This is a genomic window from Bradyrhizobium sp. F1.13.3, assembly GCF_040548265.1.
Lineage (GTDB): Bacteria > Pseudomonadota > Alphaproteobacteria > Rhizobiales > Xanthobacteraceae > Bradyrhizobium.
Window position 1 is genome coordinate 215,111 of record NZ_JBEPRI010000013.1, and the last position, 12,138, is coordinate 227,248.

Here is a 12,138-nt window from a genome sequence, read left to right on the forward strand (position 1 = left end):
TCGTGTCCGAACCTTCAGCGAGGCAAGCATGTCCAACACTGACAAGGTTTTCGCCGGCTCGATCCCAAAGCTCTACGACCAATATCTGGTACCGATGATCTTCGCCGTCTACGCCGACGACATCGCAAGGCGTGTCGCGGCCCGCTCTCCCTCCGTGCTGCTCGAGATCGCGGCAGGCACCGGCGCAGTGACGCGCGCGGTGGCGGCGGCACTGCCGCGCGGCGTCCGTTATGTCGCGACCGACCTCAACGAGCCGATGCTCGCCGTCGCGGCGCAGCGTCAGTCAGATGACGATCGCATCTCGTGGCGCCAGGCCGACGCAGCGGCCCTGCCCTTCGAGGATGCCGCCTTCGACGTGGTCTGCTGCCAGTTCGGCGCCATGTTCTTTCCGGACCGCGTCAAGGCTTACGGAGAGGTGAAGCGCGTCCTGAAGGACGACGGCACGTTCGTGTTCAACGTCTGGGATCGCATCGAGGACAATGTGCTGACGCATGAAGCAACGGTCGCGCTCGAAAAATTGTTCCCCGACGACCCGCCCCGTTTCATGGCCCGGACGCCGCACGGCTATCACGACAAGGCCGTCATCAGAACCGACCTCGAACACGCAGGTTTTCGTGACATATCGATCGAAACGCGAACTGAAATAAGCCGGGCGCCGTCGCCGGAGCACGTCGCGATCGCGCTCTGCCAGGGCACGCCGCTGCGCAGCGAGATCGAGGCACGCGATGCCAGCAAGCTTCAGGCTGCGACCGACATCGTTGCCGAGGCGATCCGAACGCGCCATGGGTCCGGACCGATCGAAGGCAAGATCCAGGCTATCGTGATCGAAGCGCGGCGGTCGTGACGGGCTTCGATCTGCCCGCCTCCTACCAGAAGCCCCGCTGCATCGGCTGTGCCGGCTGATAATATTGATACTGGCCGCGCCGGCGCGGATTGACGGGCTGCGGGTTCGGATCGCGTTGGAAGAAGAAGCCGAAACCATTGCCGCCATTGTCCCAGCCGTCGTCGCTCGCCATGGCCATCGGAGGCGCGGTTGGCTTGCGCGTGATGAAACCACCCTGGGGTTGGTTGCTCAGCACCGCGACGAACTCGGTGCGGTAGTTGGTTTCAGCACTCAGCGGCTCGTCCGAGATGATGATCGAGGACCGCGGCAACGCGGTCGGCGCGATGCGATCGAGCACCTCCTGCGGGATGGTAATGCGGTCGAGCGCGTTCCTGGCGGTGTCGCCGTCTTCGATCGTGACCACGCTCCAGCGCAGGCCCGTATCGTTCTTCGCCATCGCCGTGAAGATGTGCGTGCCGAGCGGCTGATCCGGATTGCGGATCGTGACGGGAACCTCGATGCTGGTGTCGAATACCTCGCCGCCGCCGTCCGGTGCCGGCTTGTGCGTGTTCCGCCGCACGTAGAGCCTCTGCGTCGCGCGGCTGATGTAGACCGAGACCGGTTCGAGCGCGAGCTTTGCGTCGGTCGCAGCCTTCACGGCATCGGCCTTCCTGGCCGCTGCCGCCTTGGCCGCCTCCTTCGTGGCCGCGACCGCATCGCGCTTCGGCTGTGCGGCGGCCTTGGCGGCATCGAGCTGCGTCGCCGCGTCGGCGGCCCTGGTGGCGGCCTTCTGCTTCAGCTCCTCGGCCTTGGCGCGGGCCTGATCGGTCTTGGCGGCCGCGAGCTGCTTGTCGGCGAAGGCGAACTCGGCGTCAGCGCGGGTCTTCTGCTGTTCCAGTTTGCGCAGCGACGCCGGCAGCGCTGCCGCCTCCTTCGCGGCCAAAGTCGCGGCCTTCTTGGCCTCGTCGGCCGCCCTTGTGGCCTCCTCGGCCTCGCCGGAGAGCTTGCCGATCTGGCCCGGCGCCGCCGCAATGGCGTCCCGCTTCGGCATGAACAATGCGGGATGAACGATGTCGATCGGAGCCGCGTCGTTCGGCGAGATGATCACCCGCATGCCGATGTTGGTCTTGTCGAACAGGCCTTCCGCGAAGCCGAACGGCATCCGCACGCAGCCATGCGAAGCGGCATAGCCGGGCAGCGGCCCGCCATGCAGCGCGATGCCGTTCCAGGTGATGCGCTGCATGTTCGGCATCCAGGCGTCGTCATACATGGTCGAGCGGTGGTCCTTGTCCTTCTCGACGATGGCGAAGACGCCGGCCGGCGTCTCGCGTCCCGTCGTGCCGGTGGACACCGGCGCGCGAAAAATCCAGCCCTCGGCGTCGTAGAAGGTGACCTGCTGGCTCTTGATCGACACGATCGCCATGATCGGCTCGCCGGCCTCGCGCGGCGCCACCGCCTCGGCCGGCTGGCGCGCCTGCTTGGCCGCATTGGCCGGGCCCACAGCCGCAAAGGCGAGCATTGCCGCCAAGATCACAATCCCTGGAGGCCCCCAACGCCGCATCGCCACGGTGGATTGCGCCGTCGTCATCAGGTTTCTCATGCCATCCTCGGTCGAAATGCCAGTCCGCCGGTCATTGATCAGATTGCGATCTTTGAATTAAGAAATCGCAGCCGCCTTACGTTCCGTCTGTGGCGAGATTCGGCACGTTTGGGCGATAAATCTCATATACGACGGTTGGCGCAGGCGGAAGGGCGGCGTGCGGCCGAAGCTGGCGGTCTATCGCTGCGGCAGAATGACCGGGGGGCGGACGCTCACGACATTCGTCAGCCGCGCGGGGGCTGCGTGAGCGAAGCCGCTGGGGCCAAGGCGGCCCCTCCAAACACGGCTGTCTTGCCAAACAAGGCCGCCTCTCCGAAGGAGACGAGCCGCTGCCGCTCCTCGTCCCACAAGGTCAGCCGCACGGTCCGCAAACTCTGGAGCAGCGTAATCCGCCCGACACCAGCGAACTGCGGATGGTCGCGCAACACGTCGTGCAAGCGATAGGAGGGAATTCGACTGGACAAATGATGGATGTGGTGGACGCCGATATTTGCCGTGAACCATCGCAAGACACCCGGCAATTGGTAGTGAGAGCTGCCGTGCAGCGCGGCGTCGTGAAAATTCCAGGTTTCGTCGTGGGCCCAGTGCGTGTGCTCGAACTGGTGCTGGACGTAGAACAGCCAGACACCGATCGATGCCGCCAGAACAACGATCGGCAGATGCACGAGCAGGAACGGCCCATAGCCGACCAGCTGGATCATCGTTACGACGAGAACCGCGAGGGCGATGTTCGTGCCCATCGTGCTCAGCCAGGGTTTCCAGCCGCGACGCATCATCCCCACCGGCAATCGGTGCTTCAAGATGAACAAATACGAGGGACCGACGCCAAACATCACCAGGGGATGTCGATACAAGCGATACAGCGTCCGACGCCATCGCGACCGCCCGAGAAATTCACGCGTGGTCAGCGTATCGATGTCGCCCAACCCTCTTTGATCGAGATTGCCGGAGTTCGCATGGTGGCCCGCATGGTTACGCCGCCAGTAGCCGTATGGCGTCAGTGTCATCACGCCGATGGCACGGCCGACCCAATCGTTGGCAACGCGGCCGCGGAAGAACGAGCCGTGTCCGCAATCGTGTTGGATCATGAAGAGGCGGACCAGCAAACCCGCCGCGGGCACCTCCAGCAGGAGGGCAAACCAATAGCCCTGGTCAAGAGCGGCCCAGATCAGAGCCCAGATGACGACGAACGGTATCGCCGTAATCGCCAGTTCGAGGACACCCCGCGCATTGTCGGGCTCGCGATAGGGGGCAAGCAACTGCGCCGATGCGCGGATTTCCGGCGTTTCTTGGGTCATACCTGCTCTGCTCCCGACATGGCGCCCAAGAAGCACGGTTATGGCCATCGACGCAACAGAATCGCCCTGCCCTGGAGCCGGCGGCTGTACGCTTCCGGTCGGAACAGGGCCCTTGCCAAGCCAGGCGGCGCTTTCAGAGCTTCAGACAGCGAGGCCGAGTCTCGTCAGAGACCGCGGCTAAACGCCCAGCGCCTTGCGGTTGAAGGTTCGCAGGAAACGCAGCGACAGTGTCCGGACATTGGCGACGTTCAGCAACCACGCGGCGGCGGCATAAGCGAGCCCGCCGGCAAGGCTCACGACAATGAGCGGGACGAGGCCGGAGCCATTGACCTGAGATCGTGCCACGAGAATCGCAGCCGCCATCGCCGCGGCGGACACGGCAACGCCGGCGAGGCGGTGGATGTCGAACGGGACCGGGTAGGCGCGATGCATCAGGACGACGGCAACGAGGAAGCCGATTGCTTCGGTCGCAAGCGTCGCCAGCGCCGCGCCGTAGAGGCCATGGCCGGCCACCAGCACGAACATCAACGCCACGCTGACGACCAGCGTCAGGAACGACTGCGCCGCCAGCATGAACGGCCGCTCGGCAAGCTGGAAGCTGATCTGCACGTAGAATTGATTGGCGATGCCGAACAAGCGGGCGAGCACCAGGGTCGGCAGCAGCGCCGATACGCCGGCGCGGAAGTCGACGCCGACGAGCGTGCCGGCGACCTGGTCGGCTGCGAGCGCGAGCCAGACGGCGACGGGCGCGACCACGACGAGGAGAAGTTCGAGGCTCTCGGTCAGCCGCTCCCGCGTCGTCTCGGTATTTTTGTCCGACAATGACCGGAATACCAGCGGGACTGTCGCCGCAGCAACGCTGGAGGCGATCATGACCATGAACTGTCGCGGCAGATCGGCGGCGACGCCAAAGATGCCCGCGGCGTCCTTGCCGAGCAAATAAGCCACGATGAGGCGGTCGCAGGCCGAGTAGACCGCAACGGACAATCCGGCCAGCGTCAGCGGCAGGCCGTAGCGCGCCAGCTGCACGAACTGGCTGCGCTGAAAGCGCGCGATCCTGGTGCGGTCCCCGACGAGGTTCAGGATGATCCCGGCGAGCGAACCCAGGCCGAATGCGGCGAGCAGTCCCAATCCACCCCAGCCGAGCCAGATGCCGAGCAGGCCGAAACCGACGCTCGACACACTGCGCACGATCGAGATCGCCGCGAACCTGTAAGGGCGCAGTTTTGCGCGCTCGAACTCCTGCCCGACATCGACGGCATTCGCCATGATTGCGACGAACATGCTGGCAAGCAGCAGCCCAACGCTGAGATCACTGCGGAACAGGAAGACCAGCGGCGTGGTGGCGCAGAGGACGGCAACGGTGAGCGCGAAGGCGACCATTGCAGTGCCGCGAAAATCCACCTCGGCCGACATCGCCTGATAGCGCGACACAGACAGCTTGATCCAGGCGAAGAAGATCGCGCCCAGGATGCCGGCGAGGCTGATGCCGACGACATAGACGCCGTACTCCGCCGGCGTCAGCAGCCGCGTGTAGGCCGTGACGGCGAAGAAGCCCACAGCCGCGGGCAGGATGTAGGCGACGAGATAAATCGAGAAATGGCGGTTCAGCATGCGAGCACGGGACCGGCAACATTGTTGCGAGTGTGACGGCCGTTCATCAATTGGACCATGGCGGGGCGAACGAATTGCGCCGCAGCATCCTTCAACAGTGTCACATAAGTCTGGAGATCGGGCGGCGAATGCGGCTTTGAGGCCGCTTTCGCGGGTTAGCGTTAAATTTGCCCTTCCCTGACTGGGGCGTGGCTACCGAAAGGAACCGTGTTTTGGAAATGGCAAAGTTAACCCAACGAGGGGAAACCCCGGCGTTGCAAGGCGTCGCTTGGTACGATGGCGCGTTGGCTCGATAAGGAATGCCGTGACCAGGCTCGACAGACGCGAATTTCTTGTCGGCAGCGCCGCCGCACTCGCGGCGGGCGCATCGGCGTCCGCAGCGCCGATGTCGAAACTCGCCCAGCGCCATCAGGGATTTGGTGCCGCGGCCACGCTCTGGGATCTGCAAGCCGATCCCAGGCTCGGCGAAGCCATCAGCACCTATTGCACGCAGGTGGTTCCGGTGCTCGAGCTGAAATGGCCGATGCTGCGTCCCGACGCGCACACCTTTGCCTTCGAACGTGCCGACGCGATCCTGGATTTCGCGCGGCAGAACGACCTGACGATGCGCGGCCACGCGCTCGCCTGGTATCACGACATTCCGGACTGGACCAAGCAGATCAAGGATAGCAAGGGCGTCGAGCGCGCCTATGTCGACCACATCGGCACCGTCGTCTCCTATTACAAGGACAAGCTGACGTCGTGGGACGTCGTCAACGAGCCGATCCCGGACAATCCGCGCAGTTCAAAAGACCGGCGCGACTCGTTCTGGACGCAGCACCTCGGCAATCGCTGGATTCCGCTGGCGTTCCGTACGGCGGCCGCGGCCGACCCCTTCGTCAAGCTCGCGATCAACGAATACGACATCGAGTCGGCAAAGGACACGTTCATTGCGAAGCGCGCGGCCTACCGCAATCTCATCATGGACCTGCTCGACCAGGGCGTGCCGTTGCACGCCGTGGGACTGCAGTCGCATCTGCATGCCGAACTCGAGATCGACACCCATGGGCTCGCGGAATTCGTGACCGAGCTGCGCGCCTGGGGCCTCGAGGTGCTCGTCACCGAGCTCGACGTCGACGACCAGAAGCTGACGGGGACGCCGGCGGAGCGCGATGCCATCGTTGCCAAGCGCGTTAATGACCTCCTGACCGCGATCTCGACCAGCGGACCGGTGCGCTCGATCCTGACCTGGGGCCTGTCGGACCGCTACAGCTGGATCAACGGCACCTTTGCCCGCGCCGACAAGCAGCCGAACCGTCCTTTGCCGCTAGACGGCGAGTTCAAGCCGAAGCCGTTCATGAACGTGATCAGCAAGTTCACGAGGGACGTGTAAGGTCTAGCGAGCTTTCGGCACTTCGAACTGAGCCTCCTCGCCCATGTGTTCGGGCGACAGGCTCGGAGCGCGACGGTCGCGCGAACTGAGGCGGAACACGTCGCGGATATCGTCGATCGAGGTCGACGAATAGGACTGGATGCACAGCGCCACCTGGTCGGGCGAAGCGGCGCGCATCATCGTTTCGATGGCCGGGCGGTCGAGGCGCGTGTCGTCCCAATGCGAGACCGCGATGCTGTCTTCCGTGATCCGATGGGTGGCCAGATGCGCGGGCGAGTTCGCGACGAAATGGCCGTACATGAGATATTCCGAGAACTTCTTCTTCCGGCACAGTGCCAGAACCCAGTTCAATCCCGTCGCCGACTTGATCCCGTCGGTCATCGCGCGCGCGGTGTCCTTGTCCCAGACCAGTGCGTTGCCGACATAGTCGTCCGCGGGGAAGGACCGGTTCTTGATACCAAGGAGTTGATCGACGGTGCGGAGCCACAGGACATGCAAGGGGTGGGCGGCGTCGATCCCGTTGCGCGTGACGAACAGCGGCGTCTTCTCGGCGCCGGCGTATTGGCTGACGTCGAATTCGCGGAAGAACAGATTGTCCGAATCCAGGATGCAGACGCGCTGCTCGGGCGCGTTGAGGACGCCGGCGATCTTGAGGATCTGCTGGATGTGCCAGCCATGGACGGGTGACGACAGCAACGACAGCCAGACGCGCCGTTTGCTGATGAACTGAAGAGCCGGCGGCAGCGCCCACAGCCATTTCGGCAAATAGAGCGAGGCCGGAACGATGACACGCTTGTCGGAAGCGAACCGCGCGAACAGCGGCAGATCCTCATCGTTAACGAGAACATAATGCCGCGTGTAGCCCGTCAACCAGGTGTCGATGCTCTCGCTGAGCAGCGAAAAGCGTTCGATATCCTTGGCGTAGCTGGCGGTCAGCAGGGCAACGGAATGCATGGCACGCGCTCGTATGGCGATCAGGCCGCAGTCATAGCGGCGTCGAGACGCGTTGGATACTTACATTCGCAATCAAGGTAAAATGAAACGAAGCATTAGCCATCCGATGGCAGCCCCTGCTCGATGCCGCGAAAACGCAGCGGGGCCAGCGCGGAGGCGCGCTGCCACCAGTCGGCGACGCGGTCGTCGAGTGCGGTCACACCTCGGCCCTGGCCGGGGAAGATCCGGACCTGCTGCACCGCCTCGGCTTCGAACCCCTTGCCCTTGCGGGTGATCTTGAGGGCGGCGCCTTCGCGGTCCCGCTGGGTCAGCGGCACCAGAAGCCGGCCGCGCGGACGAAGCGAACGAAGCCAGAGCGGATGCGGCTGCGAGAAGCCGGCATGAACGATGATCACGTCGGCGGGTTCGCCGATGTCCTCGCATCCATCGCCATGGACGACCGCGACGTTGCGATAGGCGCTGAGATAATTCGCGGCGCGCGACGCAAGCCGTTCGTCGCATTCGATTGCCCGCACCCTGCCCTTCGGGCCCACGATCTTCGACAGCACGGCCGAGAAATAACCGAGCCCGCAGCCGATCTGGACGACACGGTCTTTTTCCCCGACGTCGAGCAAATCGATGAAGTGCGCCCACAGGCTCGGCAGTCCGGTGTCGAGCTTGCGGCGCGCATCGATCGCGACCAGCACATTGTCCTGGAGATGAACGGGATCGGCATCCGGCGTCAGCCGATAGTTGCGGGCCGCCTCGCTCTTGATGCGCCACGGCCCCTTCGCCAGAAAGTTTTCACGCGGAACAATGGCGAGGGCTTCGAGCAGGCGCGTCGAGGAGATGCGCTCGCGCCTTGCGATCAGCTCCACGTAACGCGCACGCGCGGCGGCAAGGTCGCTCATCTCACGGGATGGCCTGTTCGCGAACAGGCGCGTCCGCTCCGAGCTCGCTGATCAGTTGCATCGCCTGTTTCAGGTCCGGCGTGGAAAAGCCCTCGCTGAACCTGCCGACGATCGGTACGAGCAGGAGACTAGCGTGCTCGCGCTTGCCGGCCTCGTGCGACAGGCGCGCGAGGCTGACGGCGGTGCGAAGCTCCCACGACAGTGCGCCCTGCTTGCGCGCGATCTCCAGCGACAGGTTGAACAGGTCCTCGGCCTCCTGCACCGAGGCTGGATTCCCGTCCGACAGAGTGATCTCGCCTTGCAGGCGGTAGACTTCGGCGAGGTAGGAGTGGTCGCCGGTCCGTCTTGCGGTCGCGAGCGCACCGTCCAGCGCGCGCAGGGCGGCGTCGCGCATCCCCACCTTGGCGTAGGCCTCCGCGAGCAGGCAGCGGAACCAGCAGCCGGCGAGCCAGGAATCCATCGCTTCGTATTCGTCGAGGCCGAACCGCATCTGGCTGAGGCCTTCGTCGGCCTCGCCGAGCTGCGCCAGCGCCCAGCCGCGCAGGATCGCCGCCTGCTGCTTCCAGTGCAGGAAATTGTGCTCGGTGGCGATGATCATGGCGCGGTTGGCGTGGTCGCGCGTGCCCTCGACATCGCGTAAATGCTGGCAGAGATAGGCGCCGAACACGAGCGCGAAGGCGAGCGTGAAGGGGTGGCGGATCTTCTCGGCGTTCGCGATCGCCTGCTCGCTGTGCTGGCGCGCCGCGTCGGGCCGGCCGAGGAACCACAGCAGGTAGCCGAGATAGGACAGCGAGACGACGCCGGGATCGGTGCCGTGCCGCTCCATCAGATCGGAGTGCAGGTCGGGGCTGTAGAGGTTGATGCAGCGGTGCAGGTGGTGCTGGGACGCGGCAAAGCGCCCGCGATAGAGCATGGTCATCGCGATCGAGCGATGCGCCTCGATCAGATAGCCGGTCTGCTGCGCCGGTTGCGTCCCTTCGTTCAGCCGCTCGCGCTTGGCGAACTTCAACAGCTCGACGCTGAGATCGTGCGCGCGGGTCAGATCGGCGCGGATGAAATGACAGACCCAGAGCCCGCGCGTGGCGGCGAAGGCCTTTTCGTCGTCGTCGAGCTGCTGGCCGAGTTCGAGGGCGCGAACGTAGTTCTCCTCGACCTCCTGCACGGCATAGCCCTTGGCGGCGATCAGTGCGTTGCCGAGCGCGATGCGCAGCTCGAGCTCCATCTCGTCGGCGCCCTGCATGCGCGCATTGGCCTGCACGACGCCGAGGCCGCGGCCCAGATGCCCGATCGCCTCCAGATTGGCGCCACTCTTGGCCGCCTGCTTGCCGGCCTTGAGCCAGAAGCTGGCGGCGCTCTCGCTCTGGCCGGATTCAGTCATATGATGGGCGAGCAGTTCCGGTTCGCGCTCGGTCTTCTCGGGATACATCTCGGCGAGCACCTGCGCGATCCGGGAATGCAGCTTGCGCCGCTCGCTGTGCAGCAAGCTCGCATGCGCGGCGTTCTGAATCATCACGTGCTTGAAGGAGTAGAGCGCGTCGGGCGGATGGCCGCGGCGCATGATCAGCCCGGCCTCCTCCAAATGATTGAGCGCGGCCTCGATCTGTTCGGCGGGCGTGTTGGCGACCGCGTGCAGCGTCTCGTAGGAGAATTCGCGGCCGATAGTGGCGCCGATCTGCGCGATCCGCTTGAACGGCCCCATCCGGTCCAGCCGCGCCATCAGCGAGTCCGTCAGCGTCGCCGGGATCGCGAGCTGCCGCCACGGGCCCGACAGCACGTAGCGCCCGTGCCGTTCGGTCAGGAGGTTGGATTCGAGAACCGTCTTGGTCAGCTCCTCCAGGAACAGCGGCACGCCGTCGGTCTTGACGATGATCTCCTCGATGACCTCCTTGGGAAGTTCGCGTCCCGCCACGCGCTCGACCAGCGTCGCGCGCAACAGCCGGCTCAATCGGCTCAGCACCAGGGTCGTGATATGCGAATGGGCGTTCCAGCTCGGCTGGAATTCGGTGCGCGCGGTGATGATGACCAGGATTGGCCGGTTCTGTGCCCGGTCGACCAGGAGATCGATCACCTCACGGGACGTCGGGTCGATCCAGTGCAGATCCTCGAATGCGATCACCAGCGGCTGCTCGCGCGCAAGGCCGAGGAAATGATTGACCAGCGCCGCGACGGTTGCATCCTTTTGCTGCTGCGGCGACAGCTCCAGCGGCGGATAGCGGTCGCCGGTCGGAATGGACAACAGCGCGGCAAGCAGCGGCGCAACCTGCTCGATGTCGCCATGAGCGGCGGCGATCGCGGTCTCCAGGCTCGCCAGCGACTGCACGGACGCATCCTCGCGATCGAGACCGAGAGAGAATTTGAGCTGCTCGGCGAACGGATAGAACGCCGTGGAGGTGTAATAGGGCGAGCACTGGAACGAGACCTGTCCATGGCGGTCGCCCGCGATCCGCTCGAAGATTTCCTGGATGATGCGCGACTTGCCGATGCCGGGCTCGCCGAACTTGACCACGACCTGGCCCTCGCCCTCCTTGGCCTGCTGCCAGCGCCCCATCAGCAGCGCAATCTCCTCCTCGCGGTTGACGAGCGGGGTCAGCCGCGTGCCCATCGCGGCGGCGAAGCGGGTCTCCACCCGCGAGGCGCGCATCACGTGCCAGGCCTGGGCTTTCTCCGAGATGCCCTTGAGCGCGTGGACGCCGAGATCGCGGTAGTCGAACTTCCCCTTCAGCAGCGACTGGGTCGACGTGGAAATCACCACACCGTTGGGCGGCGCCAGACCTTGCAGGCGCGCGGCGAGATTGACGGTTTCTCCGACCGCGGAGTCGCGCTCTTCCGTGCCCTGTCCGACGAGGTCGCCAACCACGACGATACCGGTCGCGATGCCGATGCGGACGGCGGGTGAGTGGCTGAGCGCGCCACGTGGCTCGATCGCGCGGGCGGTGGACAGCACCCGGACGATTTCCAGCCCCGCACGCACGGCGCGCTCGGCGTCGTCCTCATGTGCGGTCGGATAGCCGAAATAGACCAAAATACCGTCCCCGACGAAACGGGCGGCAAAACCTTCGTAATGCTTCACCACGCGGACACAGGTTTCGCGGAAGCTCGCGATCATGTCGCGCACGTCTTCCGGATCGAACTGCACCGAGAGCGAGGTGGAATCCACCATGTCGCAGAACATGGTGGTGAGCTGACGTCGCTCGGCGCCGACCTCCGTCCGGACTTGCGGGCGCACCGTCGCGTCGGCCTTCTCCGCGGTTTCGGCCCGGAACAGCGCGGTCATGGCCCGCTGGAGCCGCTTCCGATCGCCGAGCGGCAAGCCGAGCTCGACCAGATCGGATTCGGTCAGGTCCCCCATGACGTCGAGATCGAGACGGTGTTGCGCGAAGAGATCGGTATAGTGGCTAAGACCGATGCCCTCGAGCCAGCGCTTCAGCCCGCCTTCCGCTCCCGTGCCCGGCTCATTCTCCAGCATGGCGATTCTGCCCGACCCAATCACTCCGTCGAAGGGCTCAGGGCCCCGCAACCACAGATTTTGGGGCCAAAACTTCACCTCAGACTGGACGCGTTCCTTAACTTCTTGGAAGAATAGCCCA

At 64.8% G+C, this 12,138-nt stretch carries 8 protein-coding genes; 2 read left to right on the forward strand and 6 right to left on the reverse strand.

The genetic code is table 11. From position 1 onward, the window contains the following. Positions 1-28: 28 nt before the first annotated feature. Entirely contained in the window at positions 29-844 is an 816-nt protein-coding gene (locus ABIB66_RS30385) for a class I SAM-dependent methyltransferase (RefSeq protein ID WP_354256804.1), read from the forward strand. A gap of 22 nt (positions 845-866) precedes the next feature. On the opposite strand, the gene ABIB66_RS30390 is transcribed toward ABIB66_RS30385, so the two are convergent. The 3 genes from ABIB66_RS30390 to ABIB66_RS30400 form a co-directional block, all read right to left on the reverse strand. Then, positions 867-2,423 (reverse strand): L,D-transpeptidase, encoded by a 1,557-nt coding sequence (locus tag ABIB66_RS30390; protein WP_354210436.1) that lies wholly within the window; start codon positions 2,421-2,423, stop codon positions 867-869. Positions 2,424-2,647: 224 nt separating this feature from the next. Continuing rightward, positions 2,648-3,721: a fatty acid desaturase gene (locus ABIB66_RS30395; RefSeq protein ID WP_354210437.1), complete on the reverse strand. Its 1,074-nt coding sequence runs from the start codon at positions 3,719-3,721 to the stop codon at positions 2,648-2,650. A 177-nt stretch (positions 3,722-3,898) separates the two neighbouring features. Then, positions 3,899-5,335 (reverse strand): lipopolysaccharide biosynthesis protein, encoded by a 1,437-nt coding sequence (locus ABIB66_RS30400; RefSeq protein WP_354210438.1) that lies wholly within the window; start codon positions 5,333-5,335, stop codon positions 3,899-3,901. Between the two features lie 304 nt (positions 5,336-5,639). Here ABIB66_RS30400 and ABIB66_RS30405 point away from each other — a divergent pair, with 304 nt between their 5' ends. Continuing rightward, entirely contained in the window at positions 5,640-6,707 is a 1,068-nt protein-coding gene (locus ABIB66_RS30405; protein ID WP_354210439.1) for an endo-1,4-beta-xylanase, read from the forward strand. A 3-nt stretch (positions 6,708-6,710) separates the two neighbouring features. Here ABIB66_RS30405 and ABIB66_RS30410 read toward each other — a convergent pair whose 3' ends face one another. From ABIB66_RS30410 to ABIB66_RS30420, 3 genes are all read right to left on the reverse strand, one after another. After that, positions 6,711-7,661: a DUF6492 family protein gene (locus tag ABIB66_RS30410; protein WP_354065281.1), complete on the reverse strand. Its 951-nt coding sequence runs from the start codon at positions 7,659-7,661 to the stop codon at positions 6,711-6,713. A gap of 95 nt (positions 7,662-7,756) precedes the next feature. Further along, the gene (locus ABIB66_RS30415) at positions 7,757-8,551 is read right to left on the reverse strand and encodes a protein-L-isoaspartate O-methyltransferase family protein (protein ID WP_354065284.1); all 795 of its coding nucleotides are present in this window, start codon (positions 8,549-8,551) and stop codon (positions 7,757-7,759) included. Position 8,552: 1 nt separating this feature from the next. Beyond that, the gene (locus ABIB66_RS30420) at positions 8,553-12,017 is read right to left on the reverse strand and encodes an ATP-binding protein (protein WP_354210440.1); all 3,465 of its coding nucleotides are present in this window, start codon (positions 12,015-12,017) and stop codon (positions 8,553-8,555) included. Positions 12,018-12,138: the final 121 nt, after the last annotated feature.